The sequence below is a fragment of the Streptomyces sp. Edi2 genome, assembly GCF_040253635.1.
GTDB lineage: Bacteria > Actinomycetota > Actinomycetes > Streptomycetales > Streptomycetaceae > Streptomyces.
The window spans coordinates 6,161,911-6,186,031 of the sequence record NZ_JBEJGX010000003.1 but is presented as its reverse complement, the minus strand read 5'-3'; the positions used below and the strand labels follow the sequence as shown (position 1 = coordinate 6,186,031).

The window sequence follows — 24,121 nt, the reverse complement described above, 5'->3', positions numbered from 1 at the left end:
ACCGGTCCGGCACCACGCCGACCGTCAGCTGTACTGGCGGAGCAGCCCTAGGAACTGGCGCAGTTCCTCACAGAGCTTCTTCGACAGCGGCTCAGGGTCGAAATGCGCGATCATGTTGCGGATCTCCCGCACCCGGTCGAGCTGCCGCACGAACTGGACGCGGTCCGCGAGCGTCCAGCCGAGTGCCTGCCAGTTCTGATCGGCCTTCTGGCAGAGGTCCGCGTTTTGCTGATGGCCGTCGAGCAGCTTCACATAACCGTTGAACATCAGATCCGTGATCTGGCCCGTCTGCTTGTTCTTCCGTTGCACCGCACGGATGGCATCCGGTTCGAGCGCCGCACCAAGACACTTGCGGAGCCGGAACTCGATCTCTCCGATGACGAAGAAGGGCCACGCCGTCGCCTCGAAGCGCTCAGTGACATCTGCGGCCGTCACGATTCCGGTGATACGACCACTCATGTCGCGTACGAGCAGGTAGCCGTACTCGCTGATCATCGGCAGCAAGGAGAAGAAGTCGCTGCGGACATCTGCAATCGGCGGGTCATCCACAACCGCGTTCAGCAGGGTGGTGTGCTCGTTTCTCTCATACATCCTGGCCACCGAACCCCAGGTGACCACGCCCCGCAGCGTCGACGTACCGTCGATGACCGGAACCTGGGAGTAGTTTTTGGTGAGCATGAGATGGGTGGCCGTCTTGACCTGCGCGGTGGACGGCACGGAATCGACTCCGTTATGCGCGGCCGGGAGATCGCCGATCCGGAAGGAATGCTGCGGCAGTGTCCCCTGCGTCAGCCCGTCCTGTTCCGCGTCCGCCTCGTCTTCACCGTCCTGCTCCGGAACCGCGACGGATTCCTGGGGCACGACGTGGACATCGGCCCGGAGGTTGCAGTTGGCGAAGTAAGGGACCGTCGAGAGCCCGGCGTCCTTCAGGATCTGCGTGATGAAAGGTACAGACTGGTCGTTCCGCACTCGGGTACCGAAGAGCGCGAGGAGATCGGCGACCGGAATCATCTTGCCCTGGAGCGCGCGAAGCTGCTCCTCGGACGGTGTCTGCGCCATCGCCCGACTCACCAACCCACCGTGTCACGGAAGACTGTGCGCTTGCCCATGGCGGACCTCACCAGGTCCAGGAGCTGCCGTGCCCGGCTGTCGTAGAAGCGCTCGAAGTCCGGTTCGTGCAGGGTGGACGGATCGATGAGATGCGTGGCGAGGACGTCGTCGAACCATTCGGGCCGCATCCCGGATTCCAGCATGAGCGACTTGAGATACACGGCGGGAGACCCGGTGAGGCTCCGGCTGGCCCGGAAGGACAGCGGCGTTTTGTTGACGATCGAGTTTGCCTTGGCGGCTTCGGCCGGGGCGTTCTTGGCGATCCACCCCTTGGGGAAGATCTGCCGCACGTCCACGTTGTGCTCAATCAGCCGGCCCGCCGTGAGCGGTGCCTCGGTGAAGTACCAGTCGACCGCACCCTGTTTGACCAACAGCGCGTAGATGCCCTTGTAGGCGGCGCTGTTGCGTGTGGTCAGGCTGTCCAGCCGGTCATCCAGGAAGGCTGCTTCGGTGACCGTGTCGGGAATGGTCTCTCGAGGATCGCCGTTCGAGGGAACGGCCCCTTGAGGGTCGATCCAGCCGATCAGTTGCTCCACATCGCGGGTGAATCGGCTCTCGGTCGATCCGCCATACATCTCGCCGAGCACACCGCACCAGTACCATTGAGCGATCCGCTCGTCCGCCCCGGGCGTGTCGGTCGCCTCGCCGAGGACGGCCCGGACAGCCGCCAAGGGGACGAGCTGGGTGCGGTACGGGAGGTCAGCCGTGCGCACGATGCACTGCTGCTCCAGAAACGCGCCCACCCATTTGAAGGCTTCGGCCACCCGCGGCGCCAGGCGCCGGAAGTCCGCCAGCGGCAAGCGCAGCAGATCACGACGCTTGCAGGACACTGAGGTGCGGAGCCTCGCCTGCTTCTCCTCCCAGGTGCGGACAAGGGCGACGGCCTGCAGGAAGTCACTGCTGCTCAGCCCGTCCTCAACACCAGCTTCCATACGGCCGAAGACCGGGTAGGAGGAGGTCAGATCCTTCTTGATCTGCTCCCACTCGACCGGGAGACGGTAGTAGTCGCCGCGCTCCGCCACATGCTCCTGATTGCCGGCGTACGTGGCGGTGAGCAGTTCAAAGACGTTGAGTGACACCCCACCGGTATTCACCCGCTCGAACACAGCGCATACAGCGTCCATGGTGGTGGAGGCCGGAAGCTTGATCATAGGAACCTGGAACTGCTGCACATGGTTGAGAACATGCTGCTGGAATTCGCTCCAAACGCCCCAGTTCGCCGGATCGACCTTCACGAACTCCTGAAGCCACTGGTTCACACGATGCGGGTCGAACACGATGTGGAGGGGAAAGAATCCCGCGGCGCACTCCTGCTCGACCGTGCTCAGGTCGAGAACGACCCTGCGTGCGAAATCAGCCTTGAGGATCCTGTCCTCCGGGACGGAGACGACCGCGTCATCGCGGTCGGCGGGTGCCCCGACGGCTTTGGCGATGTCGATGTAGTACCAGCGCTCAAGTGGCTTGCCCCGCGTGTCAACCGTTTCCACCGGACGGTCCCGGTACAGCGCCTGGTAGAGGGAGGTCATGCGTTGCTGGCCGTCAAGGAGCAGCAACTCGGGCGTCCTCCCCTCGGCGGCCTCCGCGCCGTTGAGGGTGCGGGGCTTGAACTGCGAGGCACCGCCGGTCTGCAGTGCCATCACGACGCCGAGCGGATAGTCGAGCGTCACTGTCGCAATGAGGGCCCGGATGCGTTCATCATCCCATTTCCAATCACGCTGGAAATCAGGAAGCTGAAGGACTCCGGATGCGACGTCCTTGAGTACAGCGCCTAGATTGAGGCCGTCGAGCGCCACGCTGGGTCTTCCCCCCGGTTAAGGCAGAACGGTGTGAACCCACAATTGCATCAAGTGACTAACGAGGCGTCAAGTCCGGTAGCAGGGGCCCCAGAAACCTGCCGTAGTGCGAGACTGGCGGGGTGAGTACAGACAGCCCCGGCCGCAGCAGACCCGTCAGTGCCACCCGGCGCCGCGACGTGATCGATGCCCTTCGGCGTGGTGCCGTCCCCGAGAGCGGACTCGACCTCCTCGCGACAGGTCTGGGACGCTTCGAGCAGGCGCTCGACACGGAACTCGACGCCGTCGCGTCAGGGGCTTCGGTCTTCAAGGCGGTCCGGGGCGAGTACGGATCCGGCAAGACGTTCTTCACCCGGTGGCTCGGCGAACGCGCCAAGCGCCGTAACTTCGCCGTCGCCGAGATCCAGATCTCCGAGAACGAAACACCTCTGCATAAGCTGGAGACCGTTTACCGCCGCCTCACCGAACGGCTGGCCACCCCCGGCTTCCCGCCGAGCGCGCTGCGGCCCGTGGTGGATGCGTGGTCTTACGCACTGGAAGAGGACGCACTCGCCGCCGGGGCCTCGGAGGAGGCCCTGCCTCACGAAGTCGAACGGTTGATGACGGCCCGGCTCGTCGAGGTCTCCCGGCACGCACCGTCGTTCGCCATCGCACTGCGGGGGTACCGCTCCGCTCTCGCGGCGGGCGACGAGGCTGCGGCGTCGGCAGTGATGGCCTGGCTCGGCGGACAGCCACACGTCGCCGCCACGGCCCGTAAGGCAGCAGGGGTACGGGGGGATCTGGACCACTTCGGCGCGCTCGGTTTCCTGCAGGGCCTTCTCACCGTGCTGCGCGACTCCGGGCATGCAGGGCTTTTCGTCGTGTTGGACGAGGTGGAGACGCTCCAGCGGGTGCGCTCCGACGCGCGGGACAAAGCGTTGAACGCGCTGCGCCAGCTGATCGACGAGGTGCACTCCGGGCGCTTCCCTGGGCTCTACCTGCTGATCACCGGGACGCCCGCGTTCTTCGACGGCCAACAGGGCGTACAGCGTCTGGCTCCGCTGGCTCAACGTCTGGCCACCGACTTCACCACCGATCCCCGCTTCGACAATCCGCGCTCGGTGCAGCTGCGGCTCTCCGGCTTCACACGCGACTCGCTCGTCGGCCTGGGACTCACCATCCGTGACCTGTACGCGAGCGGCTCTTCGAGCCCGGACCGCATCACGACGGTCGCGGACAACGCCTACGTCGCCGATCTAGCCAAAGCCGTGGGTGGGGCGCTGGGCGGAAAGGTGGGAGTCGCTCCCCGGCTGTTCCTGAAAAAGCTGGTCAGCGACGTCCTCGACCGTGTCGATCAGTTCGAGGACTTCAACCCGCGTGAGCATTATGCCCTGACCGTGAACACGACCGAGTTGAGCGAGGTTGAACGCAACGCTGCGGCGGTCACCAGCGCTGACGACATCGCACTGGAGCTTCCGTGACGGAGGTCCCCGGAGCCACCGATTCGCTGGACCGACTGCACCGGGGGCTGGTCCACCACCTCGTGAACTCTCTGGGATGGACTGGATTGCGGCCGCTCCAGGAAGAGTCGATCGCGCCACTGATGGACGGCTCCGACGCTGTGCTGCTGGCCCCCACCGCCGGTGGAAAGACCGAGGCAGCGTGCTTCCCCCTGCTGTCGCGGATGGCCAAGGAGAACTGGAACGGCACTTCGGTGCTGTACGTCTGTCCGCTCAAGGCGCTGCTGAACAATCTGCTGCCCCGGCTGGAGATGTACGCGTCGTGGCTCGGTCGCACTGCTGCACTCTGGCACGGCGACATCCCCCAGACGCGCCGCAAACGCATCCTGCGCGATCGGCCGGATGTACTGCTCACCACCCCGGAGTCGCTGGAAGCGATGTTGGTAAGTACCAACGTCGACCACCGGACGTTCTTCTCGGGACTGCACTCGATCGTCGTCGACGAGGTCCACGCCTTCGCGGGGGACGACCGGGGCTGGCACCTGCTGGCCGTTTTGGAACGCCTGGAGCGTGTGGCCGAGCGGCCGGTGCAGCGCGTAGGGCTCTCCGCGACGGTGGGGAATCCGCAAGACCTGCTGGCCTGGCTTCAAGGGTCCGGGGCCGGCAAACGCTCGGCACAGGTAGTCGCTCCGCACCTACGAGAGAAAACTCCAGCGCTGCCTCCGCCCGGTGCTATCGAACTCGACTACGTGGGTTCGCTGGCCAATGCGGCCACGGTGATCGCAGCCCTCCACCAGGGTGAAAAGCGCCTGGTGTTCTGCGAGTCGCGTCGTGACGTCGAGAAGCTCGGCGAATCGCTACGCGCCAAGGGCGTCACTACCTTTCTTTCCCATGCGTCGCTGTCCCCCGATGAGCGGCGTCGGGCGGAAGAAGCCTTCGCCGAGGCCCGTGACTGTGTGATCGTCTCCACCAGTACGCTGGAACTCGGCATCGACGTCGGTGATCTGGACCGGGTCATCCAGATCGACGCGCCCGGCACGGTCGCCTCGTTTCTGCAACGTCTCGGCCGCACCGGACGGCGCCCCGGCTCACTACGCAACTGCCTCTTCCTGGCGGTGGACGAGCCCGGTCTGCTGTCAGCGGCTGCCCTCCTCCTGCTCTGGTCCCGCGGCTGGGTGGAACCCGTCGTCGCGCCGCCGGAACCCCGGCACATCGCAGCCCAGCAGATCCTCGCTCTATGCCTTCAGGAACACCAGGTCGGTGACCAGGTCTGGCAGGAATGGTGGGGTGGGCTCGGCCCGTTCGGGACCTCGGCGGTGCCAATCGTTCGCTATCTGATCGACGAAGGTTATGTGGATCGGGACAGCGGTCTGATGTTCATCGGCCCCGAGGCGGAACAGCGTTTCGGCTTCCGGCACTTCATGGATCTCACCGCGGTGTTCGCCGCGGCGCCCGAGTTCACCGTGCTGACCGGTCGCACCCTGATCGGTACGACGGATCCAGCGTTGCTGACCGACGAGATCGTCGGCCCTCGCAGACTGCTGCTTGCCGGACGCAGCTGGCAGGTGACCTACATCGACTGGTCGCGCCGCAGATGTTTCGTCGAGCCGGTGGACGGGGGTGGAAGGGCCCGTTGGGGCGGGGGGAGCTTTGCTCGCGGCGCTTCGTACGAGCTTTCGCAGGCGGCACGCGAGGTGCTGCTCGGCGCGACACCACCGGTCGCACTTACCCGGCGTGCCGAGGGCGCCCTTACCCAGGCCCGACAGGGCTGCTCCGAGTTGGTGCATCCGGGCGGGACCGTGATTGTACGGGGTGGCCGCGACACCAACACCCGCTGGTGGACTTGGGGCGGATTCCGCGCCAACGCCACACTGGCCGCCACGCTCACGTCCATCGCTGACCCCCTGCAGCGCCCCACGGATGCCTATATCCGGCTGCGCGAGGACGTAACCGCTCAAGAATGGAAACTGGCCATCACGGATGGCGCCGAACGGCTGTGCCTACCCGCAGTGGACCCTCACGCCCTGACTGGGCTGAAATTCAGCGCAGCACTTCCACGGCGTCTGGCAGAGGCGACGCTCGCGTCCCGCCTGGCCGATCTCAAGGGGGCTGCTGCGTTGCTCCGCCAACCCACCACGTTCGCCGTATGGGGACCATAGCGGGTGTGCAACATGGTCCGAGACCTGCCGACACTGGCCGAGCCACCTTCTTCGCTGGGAAATTCCCACAGGAACGGCGATCGCAAGGGTGCGGGGCACGGATACCGGCCGGCTGCTCTGGCAGTGGTCCGACGCGAAACCAGGCGAGCCGCTGCCGGTGGACAGACGGATTGGCTATTGGGAACGCCCATCGATTCTCATGAGCGAACGGTCCCTGGTAGGCGCTCCCCCGCCGGCTTCGGCCCAGGGGCCGCGTCCATACGGCGCAGGGCTTCGAGTACCACTGGAGTTGGCGTCATCATGGGTCCGGATCTGGTCCGGCGGAGCGACAGGTGGGTCGCTGACCGTGCCGCATCCAAGGCCTCGGCGTTCAAGTCGTTCACTCCCGGCTGAACATAGACCGCTTGATCCGCAATGCCTACAAAGTGCTGCTGACGCACGGCCTGGTGTGATCAACTCCACTGCCCCAGAGATCCAGGACAAGGTGCGCATTCTACTGCGCGGCACCCTCCGTGACCGAGGCTGTACTTCAGCAGGCTCTGGTTCAGACCTCCCAAGGCGATTGATCGGCGCCAGCCCCCACCGATCGGCCACAGGCGAAGACCGGGCACCCGGCGGCTCAGCCAAGCGCCCGGTCAGTGGGCGCGTAGGGCTGAGAAGTCAGCCGTCCAGCCGCACCGGGAGGGATTCGATTCCGTAGACGATCGAGAGTTTGCGGAATTCCAGTTCCTCCGGTGTGGCGGCGAGGCGCATGTTCGGGAAGCGGCGCACCAAAGCGGGGTAGGCAGCGCGGAGTTCCATGCGGGCCAACTCGGCGCCTACGCAGCGGTGGATTCCGTAGCCGAAGGCGAGGTGGGAGGGGACATTGCGGGCGGGGTCGAACTGTTCCATTTCCGGGCCCAGTTTGCCGTCCCGGTCCGCGCCGCTCAGGGAGCACAGCACCACATCTCCGGAGGCGATCGCGACGCCGCCGATTTCCAGGTCCTCGCGGGCGAAGCGCGGGAAAGCGACCTGGACGACGGTCAGGTAGCGGAGAAGTTCCTCGACGTAGCCGTCGACGACGTCGTCGCCGTCGTGGAGGGCCGCGAAGTGCTTGGGGTCCTGGAGGAGGACCAGGGCGCCGAGGGCCAGCATGCTGGCGGTGGTTTCGAAGCCGCCGGTGAGGACGCCGTCGGCGAGGCCCGCGAGTTCTTCGTCGCTGACCGAGTCGCCGTGTTCCTTCACGATCATCCCGAGCAGGCCGTCGCCCGGATTTTCGCGCTGCTTTTTTACGATGTCCCGGAAATAGGAAAGGGATTCGGATATGGCGCCGAAGGAGGCGTTTGCGCCGCTGAAAAGGTCGAAGCGGGCGGCGCTGAGGCGTTCGAAGTCGGCGCGGTCTTCATAGGGGACGCCGAGGAGTTCGCAAATGACGAGGGAAGGGATGGGGAGGGCGAAAGAGTGGACGATGTCGACCGGATCTCCGTTTTTGCCCTCCTTTTCCATGGCATCGAGGCGTTCCTCGACGATTTCGTGGATACGGGGGGTGAGCCGGCTGAGGCGGCGCATGGTGAATTCGGGCGTCAGGAGACGGCGCAGCCGGGTGTGCACCGGCGGGTCGGCGAATCCGAGTCCACCGGGGTTCTGTTCGGCACCGGCGCCGGCCTTGCCGACGAGGTTGGTGAAGTCCGAACTGAAGGCATTGGCTTTTCCCAGGACTGCCTTGACCTCGTCGTAGCCGGTGACCAGCCAGACGTTGGCGGCAATCGGCACCGGGAGCTTACTGACGGGTTCCCGCTCCCGGACGGCGGCCAGATCACCCACAGGGTTGAGCCCATCGCGCCGCAATGGCATCAGGACGGACTCGGGCAAGAAAGACATTCGAGACAGGTCGAAGCCTTTCTTCCGGGTTCTCGCCAGATACATACGGCCGGCCCAGGCGATGATCCGGGAACGGAGAGTCGTCATGACGCTAATACTGCCTTTCGTCGAGGGGGACGGTCCCCCGCGCTCCGCAGCCCAAGGCGGCCGGGGCAGCACGGAACCTCCACTCGGCGTGCACCGGTGTGACGTACGCCATAGCCCCTCGCTTACGGTGGTCATGGCACTGGTCCATGCCATCGACCGATGTCTTCGGTCGCCCGCATCAGCGTGACGAGCTCGGCCTCGGCCTTCTTCTTCTATTCGGTCTGGACGAGTTTACAAAGTGCCATTGGGCGCGTTCACGGAACAACCCGGAATGACCCCGAGCGGGCCCTGAGGTGCCCCTGAGACACCCCTGAGATGCCCTCGAGTCGCCCTTGCTGCACCCCGAGGCGCCCGTGACGTGTCCTGAGGTGCCCCTGGTTCCGGGCGGTGGGTTTGCAGTGCCGGGCGTGGCAAGTGCGCCTCCTTGGGGGCGCGTTGGGAGTGGAGGGAGAAGGAGAGGGGAGGAGGGGGTGGTTCCGGAGTGGCGAGGGCATCCGGAGGTGAGTAGTGAGGCCTGCCGACGCGGCGTCACGGATGGTGACGAGTTGCGGACTCTCCGGAGCGTCTTTAGCGTGAGGAGGGAACGAAGTGAGGGGCGGGCCCGGCGTGGCGCGAGAGAGCGGCGCGTGAGCGGGAAGCCGCACTCACAGCCGGGGAAGGGTGCGACAGGCACCGCACCGGCGGGGCGCAGGCCCCGACCCGTCCGTCAGGTGACGCCCGGCAGCTTCGCTCATCTCATCCCGCAGGGAATCGATCCCCGGGGACTCTCCCCTTCGCAGGAGGAAGCGCATGTTTCCGCAGTCGAAGTCCGGTAAGCGCGGCCTGTTCGGCCTCTTCGCCCTGTGTGCTCTTTCCGGTGTGCTGGCCGGAATCGTCGCGGCCGGCCCCGCCCTGGCGACCGACGGGAGCGAGGGCGACAACTTCGCCGTGTCCGAGGGCCATGTCGTCGCCGAGGACGGGCTGGTGGTGCGCATCGGCCCGAGCACCCACTACCGCGTGGTCGGTTCGAAGGAGTACGGGTCCAGGGTGGGGATCGTCTGCCGGGTCAAGGCGGAGCGCATCGAGGGGAACCCGGTCTGGTACAAGCTCTCCGATGCCTCGTACGCCTGGTCCTCGCGGCGGGACATCGTGAGCGACGGGGAGGCCCCGCCCTGGTGTTGAGGCCGGGTGCCCCAAGGCCCCGAGGCCCCGAGTCGCGCCTCAGCTCATCGCGAACTTGGCGACGTACTCGTCGAAGGGCTCGATGCCCGCCTCCTCCCGCAGGGCGTCCATGCGCTCGGGGTCTTCGCAGGGCCACGGGACGGGTGAGCCCCCGACGACCCCCGCGATCTGTGTGCCGTAGATCTGTTTGCGGCCCTCGTTCACCAGCGTCCGGTCGCGCAGGAAAGCCAGCTCGCGCGGGCTTGCCGAGCCCGCCTCCACCGCCTGTTCCATCAGCCGGAGCGCACGCCGCTGCACATCGAGCTGACGGTCGGCGTGCTGCGCAATCAGCCAGGCGCCGCGAGCGGCATCGTCACCGACCAGCTCCGCCGTCGGCCAGCCGTACTCGTCCATGATCTGGTGGAGCCGGTCGCCGTGCTGCGCGGAGAGGCGGCGCCAGGCCAATTGTTCCGCGGGGTTGTCGCTGTTCGCGCCGGGTGACGTTCTCTGGTCCGCCTGAGCCATGCGGATGAGTTCCGCCGACAGGGCCGTCGTGCTGTGGTCGTTTGTCACGTTCGCTCCATGGTCTGCGTACGCGGGGTGCGTATGTGGGGTTCGTACGTGGTCTGCGTTCGCGGGCTTCGTTGGCGGCTTCGTTCGCGGGGTTCGTTCGCGGGGTTCGCCTGTGGCGGGCGCCTGTGGTCTGTGCCTGTTCCGGTTCACCACGCTAGGGGTCTTTCGCGGCGCGAAGATCATTCCGGGGAACGGTGACAGGGAGGGCCGGATCGGGCGATACTGGATCTACGCCGAAAACGGATACGGGGACGCACCCACACGCGGGCGTCCGCGCGGACGCCCGAACGTCGTATCCGACATAACGGAAATAACGACCGCCGCTTGCTACGTTGCCAGACATGACGGCAATGGCAAGGGCGACGGCCGCCGCGCGCCCGGCGGACACTCCCCCACCCTTGCCGTCACTCCCCAAGCGGCGGGGCGTCGAACTGGCCCTCCTCTTAGGCGCCGTCCTGATCAGCGTCTGCGGATATGTGGCCGTGGGGCTGGCGAGGTGGCATGCCCTGCCGGGTGGTGCGCTCCGCTACGGCGCGGGGCTCGGCGGGCTCGCGCTGCTCGCGCACCTCGCCGTACGCTTCCGCGCCCCGTACGCCGATCCGCTGCTCCTTCCCACCGCTGTGCTGCTCAACGGCGTCGGGCTGGTGCTGATCTTCCGGCTCGACCAGGAGACGCCCCGCAACCACGCCGCGCCCACCCAGCTGCTGTGGTCGGCCGTCGGCGTCGCGCTCTTCACGGCGGTGGTGGTGCTGCTGCGGGACCACCGGATGCTGCAGCGGTACGCCTATGTGTGCGCGGCGCTGGCGCTCGTGCTCATGGCGGCGCCGATTCTCTTTCCCGCCGTCAACGGGGCGAAGATCTGGATTCGTTTCGCCGGATTTTCCCTGCAGCCGGGCGAGTTCGCCAAGGTGCTGATCACCGTCTTCTTCGCGGGCTACCTCGCCGCCAACCGCGGCGCGCTGGCGCACACCGGGCGCCGGATGTGGCGGCTGCGTCTCCCGACCGGCCGGGTGCTCGGGCCGATCGTCGCGATCTGGCTGATCAGCGTCGCCGTGCTGGTGCTCGAACGCGATCTGGGGACCTCGCTGCTGTTCTTCGGGATCTTTGTCGTCCTGCTGTACGTGGCCACCGGGCGGACCGGCTGGATCGCGATCGGGCTGTTCCTGGCGGGCCTCGGGGCGGTTGCCGTCGGCACGCTGGAGCCGCATGTGCACAGCCGGGTCGAGGACTGGCAGCACCCGTTCGCCGGTATCGCGGCGGGCAAGGGGCCCGGTCAGCTCGCCCAGTCGCTGTTCGCGTTCGCCGCCGGCGGGATGTTCGGCACCGGCCTCGGCCAGGGCCACTCGTATCTGATCGGCTTCGCCATGAAGTCCGATTTCATCCTGGCGACCTATGGCGAGGAGCTGGGGCTGGCCGGGCTGACCGCGCTGTTCCTGCTGTACGCGCTGCTGGTGGCGTGCGGTTACCGTGCCGCGGTCGCGGTGCGGGACCCGTTCGGCAGCCTGCTGGCCGTGGGCCTCGCGGCGCTGCCCGCCATCCAGGTCTTTGTGATCGCGGGCGGGGTGATGGGGCTGATTCCGCTGACGGGGATGGCGATGCCGTTCCTCGCACAGGGCGGATCGTCCGTCGTCACGAACTGGATCATCATCGCGCTGCTGCTGCGGATCAGTAATCGGGCGCGGATGCCGGCGGGTGCGGAAGGGGCGAGGACCGGCCGTGGGGGGAGGGCTGGGAGAAGGAACCGGAAGGCGGGGAGGGCTGCCGGGCACCCCGCGGCGGACGAGGCGGCGGGCGACACCACGGACGGGGCGGCGGGCGAGAAGGCGGGCGAGACGGCTGACGAGGCCAGGAGCGGTGTGGCGCATGCTGCCAGGAGGGCGGGCGCCCACGACGGCAGGAGCGCGGGCACGCACGACGGCGGGAGCGCGGGCGCCCACGACGGCAGGAGCCCGGGCACGCACGACGGCAGGAGCAGTGCGGCGAGCCTTCCCGGGAGTGGCACGGGGCTCGGGGCCGGGAGTTGGGTGGTCGGTTTTCTGAAACCGGCCAAGCCCCAGGTGCCGGAGGCGGTGAGCGCATCCAAGGGGGAGCAGAGGGATTCCGGGGAGCGTAGGGGGTCCGGGGGGCAAAGGAGGTCCGGGGAGCAGAGGGAGTCAGAGGCGCAGCGGGAGCCAGAGGCGCAGCGCGCGCCCCGGGCGCAGGGCCGGCAGCCGGCCGCCCCGTCGCCGGCGCCCGTTGATGACGCGCGCGACGCACGCTCCCCGGAGGCCGGCCGTTGATCCGCTGTATTCGCCTCACCGCGGCCTTCTCCTTCCTCCTCCTCGTGGCGCTGCTGGTCAACGCCGCCCGGGTGCAGGTCGTCGACGCGGAACGCTTCAGCGCCAGTCCGGCCAACCGCCGCGGGCCGATCGTCCGTTACGCACAGCCGCGCGGTGCCGTGCTCGTCGCCGGCCGCGCGGTGACCGGTTCCCGGGACAGCGGGGGGCGGCTGCGCTACGAGCGCACCTATACCGACGGGCCGCTGTATGCGCCGGTCACCGGCTACTCCTCACAGACCTACGGGACCTCCCTGCTGGAGAGCGCCGAGGACGGCATCCTCTCCGGGGCCGACGACCGGCTCGCCACCTTCCCGTGGTGGGACCGGCTGACCCGCGCCCACCGGCCGGGCGGCAGCGTCCACACCACCATCAACCCACGGATGCAGCGCGCCGCGTTCGACGGGCTGGGGGGCAAGAAGGGCGCGGTGGCCGCGATCGAGCCGCGTACGGGGCGGATCCTGGCGCTGGTGAGTACGCCGTCGTACGACCCGGGCGAGCTGTCCGGCAATGGCGCCGGGGTCACCGAGGCCTGGCGCCGGCTGAACGGTGCCGAGCAGCAGCCGATGCTCAACCGGGCGCTGCGCCAGACCTATCCGCCCGGCTCCACGTTCAAGGTCGTCACCGCGGCGGCGGCGCTGGAGAGCGGCAAGGTCACCGATATCGACGCGCCCACCGATTCGCCCGACCCCTACCCTCTGCCCGGCACCGACACCCGGCTCGGCAATGCCGCGAAGGGCTGCGAGGACGCCTCGCTCAAGGACGCCTTCCGGGCCTCGTGCAACACCGTCTTCGCGCGGCTGGGCGCGGAGATCGGGCTGCGCGGCATGGCCGATACGGCCCGGCGGTTCGGCTTCAACGACCGGCGGCTGTCCATCCCCTCACTCGTCGCGCCGAGCAACTTCGATACGCGGATGGACGCCTCGCAGGTCGCGCTCTCGGCCATCGGGCAGTACGACACCGCCGCCACACCGCTCCAGATGGCGATGGTCGCGGCGGCGGTCGCCGACGGGGGCCAGCTGACGGCGCCGTCGCTCATCGACAAGGTGACCGATGCCCGGGGTGTCGTGGTCGCGGCCGATCCGCACCGCCCCACCCGCCAGGTGACCAATCCGGTCACGGCGCAGCAGCTCCAGGACATGATGGTCGACGTCGTCGAGCACGGCAGCGGGCGGCTCGCCGCGATCAAGGGCGTCACGGTCGGCGGCAAGACCGGCACCGCGCAGCACGGTGTGCGCAACGAGGGCACGCCGTATGCCTGGTTCATCTCCTGGGCGCGGCAGAAGGACGGCTACGAGCCGGCCGTGGCCGTGGCCGTGGTGGTCGAGGACGCGGCCGCCGACCGTGCGGACATCAGCGGCGGGGGGAGCGCGGCGCCGATCGCACGGGCGGTGATGGCGGCGGCTCTGGGCTGAGCCCTTTGCGCTGAGCCCGGTTGCCGGTCCTGTGCCCGCCCCGCGCCCGTCCCGTGGCCGTCCTGACGTCACAATGGCCGTATGGCTGATGCGATCCCGTCCATGGAACCTGCTCCGCCCCCGCTGTTGTCCCTGGCCGAGGTGGAGGCGCTGGCCCGGCGCGCACACTCGGGTCAGACCGACAAGGCGGGCCGCCCGTATGCCGAACATCTGGCCGCGGTCGCGGCGGGGGTCCGCGAGCGGGGCGGCAGCGATGAGCAGATCGCCGCGGCCTGGCTGCACGACGCGATCGAGGACGGGGCACTGAGCCGGGAGTGGCTGGCCGGTGCGGCGCTGGGCAGGACGACCAAGGCGATGATCCTGGCCGTCACCAAGCGGGCGGACGAGCCGGTCGAGGAGTACACCGCGCGGATCCTGGCCACGCCCGGGGCGCTGCTGGTCAAGGAGTCCGACCTCGCCCACAACGCCGATCCGGAGCGGCTGGCCGTGCTGGACGCTCCGACGCGGGAGCGGCTGACGGCGAAGTACGCACGGGTGCGGGAGCTGTTGGGGCTGACCCGGCGGTAACGGGGCCGTCGTCTCCGGGCTATGCCCATTGCCGGTTTCCCTTGCCGGTTTCCGTTGCCCGTTTCCGTTGCCCGTTTCCGTTGCCCGTTTCCGTTGCCCGTTTCCGTTGCCCGTTTCCGTTGCACGGTGGGGTCCACACATCGGACACCTCCGCAGAAAGGTGTCGTACACAGCTAGTCTGCGGCGATGAGCTCTACGCAGCCTTCGTCGCAGCCGGCCGCCGCCGCGGAAGCCCGCGTGATCGCCGCCCTGGAGGGCGTCGGCGTCAAGCGGTACACCACCGGCCAGATCATCCTCGACGCCGTCGACTGGAGCGTACGGTCCGGTGAGCACTGGGCACTGCTCGGCGCGAACGGCGCCGGCAAGACCACCATCCTGCGTCTCGTCGGGGCGCTGATGTTCCCGACGGTCGGCACCGTCGAGGTGCTGGGGCACCGGCTCGGGTCCGTGGACGTCCGCGAGCTCCGTGCCGTCATCGGGCTGGTCTCCGGCGCACAGAAGGTTCCGCAGGACGCGACGGGCCACACGGTCGTCCTGACCGGGGCGACCGGCACCGTGCAGCCGTTGTGGCGCAAGTACGACGAGGCGACCCGCGAGCGCGCCCATGAGCTGCTGGCCGAGCTGGACTGCAAGGAGCTGGCGGAGCGGCCGTTCGGGGTGTGCTCGGGCGGCCAGCGGGCCAGGATCCTGATCGCCCGCGCCCTGATGGCCGACCCCGGCCTGCTGCTGCTCGACGAGCCGTTCAACGCGCTCGACCTGCCCTCCCGCGAGGATCTGATCGATGCGCTGCACCGGCTGGCCCTGGCACGGCCGGAGTTGGCGACCGTGACCGTCACCCACCACCTGGAGGAGCTGTCGCCGTCCATCGGCCACGCCCTGATGCTGCGCGAGGGCCGGGTGCAGGCACGCGGCCCAGTGGACGAGGTGCTGACGGGAGAGCGGATGACCGCGTGCTTCGGCCGTCCGATCGAGGTGTCCCGGCACGAGGGGCGGTGGCTGGCCCGGTCCGGTAAGCGGTAGCCCTCCCGCGACGATCCCGGCCGGCGCGCCCTGAGCAATCCCGGCGGGCGCCGCCTATTCCTGCACGGCCGTGTCCCGCACCCCGCTCAGGAACCGCCGGATCGCCGCCTGCTCCCCGGCCTCGAAGGTGGCCAGCAGGGCGATGGTGCGGTCGATCAGCGGGCCGAAGAACGACCGGCCCAGGGTGACCGCGCGCTCTTCCACCTCCAGCAGGACACGGCGCCGGTCGCGGGTGTCGCGGACCCGGCGGATCAGGCCGAGCCGTTCCAGGCGGTCGATCAGCGCCGTGGTGCCGGCGGAGTTCAGGCCCAGCCGCTCGCCGAGCCGCCCCGGGGTGGACTCGGCGCCGTTGCGGGCCGCGTCCAGCAGGCTGATCAGGGCCCGGAGATCGGTGGGGTGCAGGCCGTTGTGGCCGGCGAACCGCGCTCCCGCGAGGTCGAGTCGCAGCGTCACCTCACGCAGCAGGTGGACCAGGTCCATCCCGGCCGGTTCAGCGGATTCAACCGGTTGAACCGGTTGAACCGGTTGAACGGATTCGACCGGTTCCCTTCGGTCAACCGATTCATCATCGGGCGCCACCGACTCGGCGCGTTCCACCGACTCATCAGGTTCTTGCCGCCTCGTCATGCCTCATCGCCTCCCTTTCCGGGCTCATGGTGTGTTCCCGGACCCACGACATCTTCCGCCGCGCTCCTGACGTCCCGTGCCGGACTCCTGCATTATTACCTCGTTCACCGAGATACTTGCCGAACGAGGTATTGCTGAGGCTCCTCGTTCACCGCTCCATCTCGCTCTCCGCTCCACCTCGTTCCCCGCTCCCCTCGTCCCGGAGGTGCACCATGACAGCAGCGCCCGCCCCACGCTCTCCCGCGCACTCCCCCTCCGCCGCCTTTCGTGCCGCCTACGAGCAGGCCATGGCGCTCTGGCCGGTCCCGGTGGAACGGCTCGATCTGCTGTCGGAGTTCGGCAGCACCCGGGTCAATGTCTGCGGGCCGGCCGGCGCCCCGCCGCTGGTACTGCTGCACGGCGGCGGCACGACCTCGGCCATCTGGTACGCCCAGGTCGCCGCGCTCGCCCGTACGCACCGGGTCCATGCCGTGGACCAGATCGGCGCACCGGGACTCAGCGTGCACTCCGGACGGGCAATCCGGCGGCCGGAGGATCTGTTCGCCTGGCTCGACGGCGTGCTCAGCGGCCTCGGACTGGAGTCGGCCGCGCTGCTCGGGCACTCGTACGGCGGCTGGCTCGCGCTGAGTTACGCGGTGCACGCAGCCGGGGGACAGCCCTCCGGCTCCCCCGGGACGCCGAACCGGGTGGAACGGCTGGTGCTGCTCGATCCCACCCAGTGTTTCGCCGGGTTCCGTCTTTCGTACCTGCTGCACGCACTGCCGCTGTTCGTACGGCCCGGTGAGCGCAGCACCCGGCGGTTTCTGGAGTGGGAGACGCGGGGTGCGCCGCCCGCGCCGGAACTGGTGCGGCTGATGGGCCTGGGCGGTGCCGAGTTCCGTACCGCGAAGGTGGTCACGGGGCCGCGTCCGGGCGTCGCCGGGCCGGGCGGAGCGCCGGTGCCGACCCTGGTGCTGCTGGCGGAACAGAGCCGGGCACACGCTCTGCGCCGGGTCGCCGCACGGGCCGGACGGACGCCAGGCGTACGGATCGGGACCGTGGCGGGCGTGGGGCACCACTCCATGCCGTACGGCCAGGCCGGCGAACTCGGCCGCCGGGTGCGGGACTTCCTGCACGACCGGCTCGCGGACGGCACGGCCCCGTAACCCGCCGAGTACGGGACTCCCCACCACCGGCTCACGGACGGCACGGCCCCGCAGCCGTGCCACCGCCAACGGCTCCGCCCTCGCGGCGTCCCCGCGGACCCGCGTTACGCCCGCCGGTCCCGGAGGCGGCGGAACGAGGTGTACTGGTCGCACATCAGGTCATGGAAGGAGCCGAAGCGCTTCGGCCCCTCCCCCGACCACGAGGCGAGCCAGTAGCCGGCCCATTCGCCCCGCTCGTCGACGTCCGCGGGGTCGAGGAATATCACCGCGCCGTCGCAGTCGAGAGAGAGGCACAGGGCGCGGGCAAGGATCTCGCCCTCGGGCTCTTCGCCCTCGTCCTCGTCGGCGAACTCGGTGTCGCTGTACGCCTCGATCCAGCTGGACTCATCGCTGTCGGCCAGCCAGGCGAGCTCGGAGGCGCCCGCGAGCCGGTAGATGAAGAACCCGGTGTTCCGCCACCCGTTGGTGGTCAGCAGGAACTCGCGGAGCGACGGCGGCAGCGGCCGGCCCAGGCGGGCCTCGGCTGCCGCGACCTCGTCCGCGCCCGCCGGGGCGAACCCGAGCCACCCGTCCCGTACGACCGCGTCCTCCAGGGGCCCGTCCCCCTCGCGGTCGTGCCCGGCGATCCACTCCTCGCTCCAGCGTTTCAGGAACGGCCGCCACTGCTCGCGGTTCATGCACTGCCCTTTCGCTTCGAACGCCGTCGGACGTTGCCCGACGTCACTGCGTCAACGACAGCACAGGGGTCTGACATCCACCGCCCGCTCAGGCCTCGTCCGCGCCCTCCGCGATGGCCGCCGCGACCTCCGCCGTACGGGCCTCCTCCTCGGCCGCGAAGCGTTCCGCGTCGAGCCTTTCGGCGAGTTCTTCGTCCTCGGCCATGAGCAGATCGAGGTTGGAGTCGCCCATCTCGAAGACGCCCATGTCCACATAGGCGCGCTGGAGACGTTCGCCCCACAGGCCGATGTCCTTCACGCAGGGCACGATCCGGCTGAAGAGCAGCTTGCGGAAGAGGTGCAGGAATTCGGAGCTCTCGGTGAATTCGGCGGCTTCGTCGTGCGGAATGCCGAAGTTTTCGAGGACTTCCAGGCCGCGCAGGCGGTCGCGCATCAGGTAGCAGCCCTCGATGACGAACTCCTCGCGTTCGCGCAGTTCGGCGTCGGTGAGCTGCTTGTAGTAGTCGCGCAGCGCCATGCGGCCGAAGGCGACATGGCGTGCCTCGTCCTGCATGACGTAGGCGAGGATCTGCTTGGGCAGGGGCTTGGTGGTGGTGTCGCGGATCATGCCGAAGGCGGCCAGCGCCAGGCCCTCGATCAGCACCTGCATGCCGAGGTACGGCATGTCCCAGCGGGAGTCCTTGAGGGTGTCGGAGAGCAGGGCCTGGAGATTGTCGTTGATCGGGTAGAGCATCCCGATCTTCTCCTGGAGGAAGCGGCTGTAGATCTCGGCGTGGCGCGCCTCGTCCATGGTCTGGGTGGCGGAGTAGAACTTCGCGTCGAGGTCCGGGACGGATTCCACGATCCGTGCCGCGCAGACCATGGCGCCCTGTTCGCCGTGGAGGAACTGGCTGAACTGCCAGGAGGTGTAGTGCTGCCGGAGTTCCCCGCGGTCCTTCTCGGTCATTTTGTCCCAGTACCTGGTGCCGTACAGGGACATCGACTCGTCCGGGGTGCCGAGCGGGTCGAAGGGGTCGACCTCCAGGCCCCAGTCGATCCGCAGGGTGGCGTCCCACTGCTTGTCCTTGCCCTTCTGGTAGAGGGCCAGCAGCCGGTCGCGCCCGTCGTCGTAGTCCCAGCTGAAGCGTGCCGCACCGGAGGCGGGCACCTTCCACACGGGGTCGCCAGGGTCCTGTACGTAGAGATCTCGGGTCGGCACGGACGCCTCCTCGGCTCGCCAAACGCCTTGTCGTGGGCGGTCGTTGGCAGGCTCACACGTTTCTTACCGACGGGTCAATAAGTCGTGCGCAGGGGATTGACGCCCTTACTGACACGCAGTCTCATAAGAGGTGACCACGGGCCGGCCCTGACCCACTAGCGAGGTAGCCACAGCCATGACGAGCGCACCCACCGAGATGACCGCGACGGACACCGAGGTCCTGCGGGACGCCCTCGGCCTGCTCAAGGACCGGGAGCAGGTCGCCGAGCGGCTGCTCGACTCCTCCGCCAAGCACTCCTTCGACCCCGACACCGAACTGGACTGGGACGCCCCCCTCGAAGAGGGCAAGTGGTTCTGGCCGCCGGAGCTGGTCTCGCTCTACGACACCCCGCTGTGGAAGCGGATGTCGGTCGAACAGCAGCAGGACCTCTCCCGGCACGAGGCCGCCTCGCTCGCCTCGCTGGGCATCTGGTTCGAGATCATCCTGATGCAGCTGCTCGTCCGGCACATCTACGACAAGCCGGTGACCAGCGCACATGTCCGCTACGCCCTCACCGAGATCGCCGACGAGTGCCGGCACTCCAAGATGTTCGCGCGCATGATCCAGAAGGGTGGCGCGCCGGCGTACCCGGTCTCCCGGCTCAACCACCAGCTCGCCCGGGTCCTCAAGACCGTCTCCACCACCCCGGGCTCGTTCGCCTGCACCCTGCTCGGCGAGGAGATCCTGGACTGGATGCAGCGGCTGACGTTCCCGGACGAGCGGGTGCAGACGATCGTGCGCGGAGTGACCCGCATCCATGTCGTCGAGGAGGCCCGGCATGTGCGCTACGCCCGTGAGGAGCTGCGCCGCCAGATGGTCACCGCGCCGCGCTGGGAGCGGGAGTTGACCCGCATCAGCTCCGGCGAGGCGGCCCGGGTCTTCTCCCTCGCCTTCGTCAACCCGGCCGTCTACACCCACGTGGGCCTGGACCTGCGCGAGGCCGTCGCCCAGGTCAAGGCCAGCGGCCACCGCCGCGAGGTGATGCAGTCCGGCGCCCGGCGGCTGACCGATTTCCTGGACGAGATCGGCGTACTGCGCGGAGTGGGCCGCAGGTTGTGGCGCAGCTCGGGACTGCTGGCCTGAAGCCCCCGGCATGGAACCCGTACCCCCCGAGCACCTGTGCGAGGCGGAACCCGGGGCGGTTACGCTGCTGTTCATGAACGGCAGCGGCACCGCCCCAGCAGTACCCCGACCCGCCTACCGCAGGCTGAGCGTCGAGCAGCGCCGCAGCCAATTGCTCACCGCCGCGCTGGGCCTGTTCGCGCACCGGGCGCCCGAGGACGTCTCGCTGGACGACGTCGCCACCGCCGCCGAGGTCTCCCGCCCGCTGGTCTACCGCTACTTCCCCGGCGGCAAGCAGCAGTTGTACGAGGCCGCGCTGCGCAGCGCGGCCGACGTCCTGGAGCGCTGCTTCGCCGAGCCGGAGACCGGACCGCTCACCCGCCGGCTCTCGCGCGCGCTGGACCGCTATCTGGCCTTCGTCGACGAGCACGACGCAGGGTTCAGCGCGCTGCTGCAGGGCGGCAGCGTCGTGGAGACCACCCGTACGTCCGCGATCGTGGACGAGGTACGGCGCGCCGCCGCCGACCAGATCCTGCGGCATCTGGGCGAGCCGGAGCCGGGCCTGCGGCTGCGGATGACCGTCCGCATGTGGATCACCGCCGTCGAGGCCGCCTCGCTGATCTGGCTGGACGAGGACAAGCAGCCGGCCCTCGACGAGCTGCGGGACTGGCTGGTCGACCACTTCGTCGCGCTGCTGACCGCCACCGCGGCCACGGACCCGCAGACCGCGCGGGTGACCCGGGCGGCGCTGAAGCTGGAGACTGCCGACGGCCCGGCCGGTGTCCTGGCCCGCCGCATCCTGCCCGTCGTGAGCGACGCCGGACATCTGCTGTGACCGGCCGCCCGGCCGTAGCGGTGTGACACTGAGGACGTGAGAAGCGAGAACACCCTCTTCGTCGGGGGCCCGCTGGACGGCCGGGTCCTCCCCGTCCTGGTCGGCATGACCGGCCGGCCGCCGAAGACGTACGAGGTCCCGGTGCCGCACGACGACGGCCGCCCGCCGACGGTCCATGTCTACCGCCGCGTCCCGGCACGGGTGGGCCGCCTGGGCCTGCCCAGCGGCTGGAAGTACGAGTACGCCCCGGAGGGCAAGGCGCCGGACGACGGCCCCAAGTGGCCCTGGCGCAAGCCCCGTTGAGCCACACATAAGCCGCACTCCACACACCGGCGCGGCCCCCGCCCCTCACCACTCCCCCACGGACAACCGCCGCACCCACGCGAGGGGACGGGCCGGAGGCGGTGGGTGCGGGGCTTTGCTTCCGCAGGCTCCGAGAAAGAGCAAAGGCGAAGCGCAGCGGAGCGTAAAGCGAAACAGTCCCGCACCCCACCGCCGGAGGCCCGTCACCGCACCACAACACAAACACGCGCCGCGGCGGCAGCCCGCAAAAACACCCCCTCCCCGCCGAAGGCGGGGAGGAACAAGCACGGCGGTGCCACCCACCCACGCGGGAAGACAGCCCCCGCCGCAGGCGGTATTCAGCCCGTCAAAGAAGCCAGATACGCATTCGTCTTGTCCGGATCGTAGAAGAAGTTCTCGAAGTCGGACGGGTCGTTGAAGCCGTTGGCGAAGCGGTCGGCGACGGGCTGCAGCTGGCCGGCCGCGCCGATGAGGTTCAGGATGTGCTCCGGCGGCGGGGCCAGCATCGCGTTGGTCCACTTGGTGACGTGCTGGGCGGTGTTCCAGTAGCGCTCGAAGGTGCCCTGCATCCACTCCGCGTCGAAGGGCCGGTCACCGTGCTCGACGATGGAGGCCAGGTAGGAGGCGGCGCACTTGGAGGCCGAGTTGGAGCCCTGGCCGGTGATCGGGTCGTTGGCGACCACGACGTCCGCGACACCGAGCACCAGACCGCCGGAGGGCAGCCGGCCGATGGGGTTGCGCACGGTGGGGGCGTAGCGGCCGGCCAGCGTGCCGTTGGCGTCGGTCAGCTCGACCTTGGTGGCGCGGGCGTACTCCCAGGGCAGGAACTTCTCCATCAGCTCCAGCGTCAGGGCAAGGTGCTCGTTGGGGTCCTTCACGCCCTGGAAGGCGTCCAGCGGACCGCCGGGTATGCCCTCCCAGAAGAGGATGTCGGCGCGGCCGGAGGTGGTGTACGTCGGCATGACGAACAGCTCGCCGACGCCGGGCACCAGGTTGCAGCGGACCGCTTCGAAGTCGGGGTGCTCGGGGCGCGGGCCCATGCCGTGGACGTAGGAGACGGCGAGCGCGCGCTGCGGGGTGTCGTACGGCGAGCGGGAAGCGTCCCGGCCGAACATGGACACCAGCTCGCCCTTGCCGGCCGAGACCAGCGTCAGGTCGTAGCGGCTCGCGAAGAAGTCCAGGTCGGAGACGGCCGCGCCGTGGATGACGAGCTGGCCGCCGCGCTGCGCGAAGGTCTCCATCCAGCCGGCCATCTTCACCCGCTGGTCGACGGACTGGGCATAGCCGTCCAGCTTGCCGACCCAGTCGATGGCGCGCTGCGAGCCCTCGGGGGACTCGTGACTGCCGGGGGCGGCGACCGAGACGCCCAGGCCCTCGATGCGCGGGGCCTGGTTCTCCCAGAAGTTGATCTGGAGGTCGCGTTCGTGCTGGAGCGCGGTGTGGAACATGCACTGCGTCGACATGACCCGGCCGGCGCGGATCTCGTCGGCGGTGCGGTTGGACATGAGGGTGACCTCGTAGCCCTGGGACTGGAGGCCGAGGGCGAGCTGGAGACCGGACTGGCCGGCTCCGATGACGAGTATTTTCCGCATGGCGGCACTCTTCTCTGCTACTGCTGGTGTTCGGGGAGGGGAAGGGGGGAGGGTGGCCCGCACGGGGCCGTGGCCCCGTACGGGGGCCGGTTACTCGGGCGCGGTCTCCAGGGCGTGGCCGACCAGCGCGAGCAGCGACTCGATCACCGTGACCCGCTTCCGCGCGTCCATGATCACAACGGGCACGTGCGGCGGCACGGTCAGCGCATCGCGCACATGCTCGACGGCGAAGGCCTCGGTCCCCTCGAAGTGGTTGACCGCGACGACATACGGCAGTCCGCAGCTCTCGAAGTAGTCCAGTGCCGGGAAGCAGTCCTCCAGACGCCGGGTGTCGGCCATCACGATCGCACCGATCGCGCCGCGCACCAGGTCGTCCCACATGAACCAGAAGCGCTGCTGTCCGGGCGTGCCGAACAGGTACAGCACCAGCTCCTGGTCGAGGGTGATCCGCCCGAAGTCCATCGCGACCGTGGTCGTGGTCTTGTCCGGGGTGGCGGTCAGATCGTCCGTGTCCGCGCTGGCCTGGGTCATCACCGCCTCGGTCTGGAGCGGGGTGATCTCCGAGACCGAGCCGACGAACGTGGTCTTGCCGACGCCGAAACCGCCCGCCACCACGATCTTGGTGGCGATCGGCGCCCGCGAACGGTCCGTCTGCCAGCTCTGCAGCCCCGCGTCGGCGGCCGTGGCCGCCGGGTCGGACGGGCTCACGGAACCGGGGGTCGCCGTGGGCCCGGCCGATATCGTGTCAGAGCCTGTGAAGTCCACTCAGCACCCTTTCGAGCAGCGCGCGGTCGGGCCGGTCGGAGCCGTGCCCGGTGCCGTAAACGCGAATCTTTCCCTGGTCGGCGAGGTCGCTGAGCAGTACACGTACCACGCCCAGCGGCATCTTGAGGAGCGCGGAGATCTCCGCGACCGAGCGCATCCGGCGGCACAGCTCGACGATCGCGCGCATCTCCGGCATCACCCGGTCGCCCCAGCCGCCGGAGGTCAGCTCGCGCCGCTCCTCGGGCGCCTCCAGCGCGGCCACGAACGTCTCGACGAGCAGGACATGGCCGAACCGCGTCCGGCCGCCGGTGAGCGAGTACGGCCGCACGCGCGAGGGTTTGCGCTCCCCGCTGCGTACGGGGAGTTTGCGGGAGCTGCTCATGCCGAAACCTCGCTTCG

At 68.9% G+C, this 24,121-nt stretch carries 20 protein-coding genes and 1 pseudogene; 11 read left to right on the top strand and 10 right to left on the bottom strand.

Annotation, left to right across the window (positions count from 1 at the left end):
- Nucleotides 1–24: 24 nt before the first annotated feature.
- Both ABR737_RS30720 and ABR737_RS30715 read right to left on the bottom strand, forming a co-directional pair.
- Nucleotides 25–1,059, bottom strand: coding sequence for a CBS domain-containing protein (locus tag ABR737_RS30720; protein WP_350253956.1), 1,035 nt, complete (start codon nucleotides 1,057–1,059; stop codon nucleotides 25–27).
- A gap of 8 nt (nucleotides 1,060–1,067) precedes the next feature.
- A complete protein-coding gene (locus ABR737_RS30715) occupies nucleotides 1,068–2,903 on the bottom strand; it encodes a GmrSD restriction endonuclease domain-containing protein (protein WP_350253954.1) in 1,836 nt (611 codons plus the stop codon).
- A 122-nt stretch (nucleotides 2,904–3,025) separates the two neighbouring features.
- On the opposite strand from ABR737_RS30715, the gene brxD reads away from it, so the two are divergent.
- The gene (brxD, locus tag ABR737_RS30710) at nucleotides 3,026–4,363 is read left to right on the top strand and encodes a BREX system ATP-binding protein BrxD (RefSeq protein ID WP_350253952.1); all 1,338 of its coding nucleotides are present in this window, start codon (nucleotides 3,026–3,028) and stop codon (nucleotides 4,361–4,363) included.
- Nucleotides 4,360–6,501, top strand: coding sequence for a DEAD/DEAH box helicase (locus ABR737_RS30705; RefSeq protein ID WP_350253950.1), 2,142 nt, complete (start codon nucleotides 4,360–4,362; stop codon nucleotides 6,499–6,501). The genes brxD and ABR737_RS30705 overlap by 4 nt, the downstream gene beginning before the upstream one ends.
- A gap of 660 nt (nucleotides 6,502–7,161) precedes the next feature.
- Here the strand turns inward: ABR737_RS30705 and ABR737_RS30700 are convergent.
- A complete protein-coding gene (locus ABR737_RS30700) occupies nucleotides 7,162–8,448 on the bottom strand; it encodes a cytochrome P450 (protein ID WP_350253949.1) in 1,287 nt (428 codons plus the stop codon).
- A gap of 789 nt (nucleotides 8,449–9,237) precedes the next feature.
- Here ABR737_RS30700 and ABR737_RS30695 point away from each other — a divergent pair.
- A complete protein-coding gene (locus ABR737_RS30695) occupies nucleotides 9,238–9,609 on the top strand; it encodes a hypothetical protein (RefSeq protein WP_350253948.1) in 372 nt (123 codons plus the stop codon).
- Nucleotides 9,610–9,648: 39 nt separating this feature from the next.
- On the opposite strand, the gene ABR737_RS30690 is transcribed toward ABR737_RS30695, so the two are convergent.
- Nucleotides 9,649–10,161, bottom strand: coding sequence for a DUF6624 domain-containing protein (locus ABR737_RS30690; RefSeq protein ID WP_350253947.1), 513 nt, complete (start codon nucleotides 10,159–10,161; stop codon nucleotides 9,649–9,651).
- Nucleotides 10,162–10,511: 350 nt separating this feature from the next.
- Here ABR737_RS30690 and ABR737_RS30685 point away from each other — a divergent pair.
- The 4 genes and pseudogenes from ABR737_RS30685 to ABR737_RS30670 all read left to right on the top strand — a co-directional run.
- Nucleotides 10,512–11,849: pseudogene (locus ABR737_RS30685) on the top strand (FtsW/RodA/SpoVE family cell cycle protein); the annotation flags it as partial.
- Nucleotides 11,850–12,436: 587 nt separating this feature from the next.
- Nucleotides 12,437–13,891 (top strand): penicillin-binding transpeptidase domain-containing protein, encoded by a 1,455-nt coding sequence (locus tag ABR737_RS30680; protein WP_350253945.1) that lies wholly within the window; start codon nucleotides 12,437–12,439, stop codon nucleotides 13,889–13,891.
- Nucleotides 13,892–13,972: 81 nt separating this feature from the next.
- Nucleotides 13,973–14,458 carry an HD domain-containing protein gene (locus tag ABR737_RS30675; RefSeq protein WP_350253944.1) on the top strand — a complete coding sequence of 162 codons (486 nt, stop codon included), beginning with the start codon at nucleotides 13,973–13,975 and terminating at the stop codon, nucleotides 14,456–14,458.
- Between the two features lie 186 nt (nucleotides 14,459–14,644).
- On the top strand, nucleotides 14,645–15,478 hold the full coding sequence (locus ABR737_RS30670; protein ID WP_350253942.1) for an ABC transporter ATP-binding protein: 834 nt from the start codon (nucleotides 14,645–14,647) through the stop codon (nucleotides 15,476–15,478).
- 54 nt (nucleotides 15,479–15,532) lie between these two features.
- On the opposite strand, the gene ABR737_RS30665 is transcribed toward ABR737_RS30670, so the two are convergent.
- Complete coding sequence (locus ABR737_RS30665; RefSeq protein WP_350253940.1) at nucleotides 15,533–15,958, bottom strand: MarR family transcriptional regulator; 426 nt, start codon at nucleotides 15,956–15,958, stop codon at nucleotides 15,533–15,535.
- 359 nt (nucleotides 15,959–16,317) lie between these two features.
- Between ABR737_RS30665 and ABR737_RS30660 the strand changes: the two genes are divergently transcribed.
- The gene (locus tag ABR737_RS30660) at nucleotides 16,318–17,250 is read left to right on the top strand and encodes an alpha/beta fold hydrolase (protein WP_350253939.1); all 933 of its coding nucleotides are present in this window, start codon (nucleotides 16,318–16,320) and stop codon (nucleotides 17,248–17,250) included.
- Between the two features lie 104 nt (nucleotides 17,251–17,354).
- Here ABR737_RS30660 and ABR737_RS30655 read toward each other — a convergent pair whose 3' ends face one another.
- Nucleotides 17,355–17,927, bottom strand: a complete 573-nt coding sequence (locus tag ABR737_RS30655; protein WP_350253937.1) for an SMI1/KNR4 family protein — start codon at nucleotides 17,925–17,927, stop codon at nucleotides 17,355–17,357.
- 88 nt (nucleotides 17,928–18,015) lie between these two features.
- Nucleotides 18,016–19,125 (bottom strand): ferritin-like domain-containing protein, encoded by a 1,110-nt coding sequence (locus tag ABR737_RS30650; RefSeq protein ID WP_350253936.1) that lies wholly within the window; start codon nucleotides 19,123–19,125, stop codon nucleotides 18,016–18,018.
- Nucleotides 19,126–19,300: 175 nt separating this feature from the next.
- Between ABR737_RS30650 and ABR737_RS30645 the strand changes: the two genes are divergently transcribed.
- The 3 genes from ABR737_RS30645 (at nucleotide 19,301) to ABR737_RS30635 (ending at nucleotide 21,365) form a co-directional block, all read left to right on the top strand.
- Nucleotides 19,301–20,248: an AurF N-oxygenase family protein gene (locus tag ABR737_RS30645; protein ID WP_350253935.1), complete on the top strand. Its 948-nt coding sequence runs from the start codon at nucleotides 19,301–19,303 to the stop codon at nucleotides 20,246–20,248.
- A gap of 73 nt (nucleotides 20,249–20,321) precedes the next feature.
- Nucleotides 20,322–21,062, top strand: coding sequence for a TetR/AcrR family transcriptional regulator (locus ABR737_RS30640; RefSeq protein ID WP_350256985.1), 741 nt, complete (start codon nucleotides 20,322–20,324; stop codon nucleotides 21,060–21,062).
- A 36-nt stretch (nucleotides 21,063–21,098) separates the two neighbouring features.
- The gene (locus ABR737_RS30635) at nucleotides 21,099–21,365 is read left to right on the top strand and encodes a DUF8847 domain-containing protein (RefSeq protein WP_350253933.1); all 267 of its coding nucleotides are present in this window, start codon (nucleotides 21,099–21,101) and stop codon (nucleotides 21,363–21,365) included.
- Between the two features lie 338 nt (nucleotides 21,366–21,703).
- Here the strand turns inward: ABR737_RS30635 and ABR737_RS30630 are convergent, their stop codons facing one another.
- The 3 genes from ABR737_RS30630 to ABR737_RS30620 form a co-directional block, all read right to left on the bottom strand.
- Nucleotides 21,704–22,957 (bottom strand): styrene monooxygenase/indole monooxygenase family protein, encoded by a 1,254-nt coding sequence (locus ABR737_RS30630; RefSeq protein WP_350253931.1) that lies wholly within the window; start codon nucleotides 22,955–22,957, stop codon nucleotides 21,704–21,706.
- Nucleotides 22,958–23,047: 90 nt separating this feature from the next.
- Complete coding sequence (locus ABR737_RS30625) at nucleotides 23,048–23,665, bottom strand: GTP-binding protein (protein WP_350253930.1); 618 nt, start codon at nucleotides 23,663–23,665, stop codon at nucleotides 23,048–23,050.
- A 37-nt stretch (nucleotides 23,666–23,702) separates the two neighbouring features.
- Nucleotides 23,703–24,104, bottom strand: coding sequence for a DUF742 domain-containing protein (locus ABR737_RS30620; RefSeq protein WP_350253929.1), 402 nt, complete (start codon nucleotides 24,102–24,104; stop codon nucleotides 23,703–23,705).
- Nucleotides 24,105–24,121 lie beyond the last annotated feature (17 nt).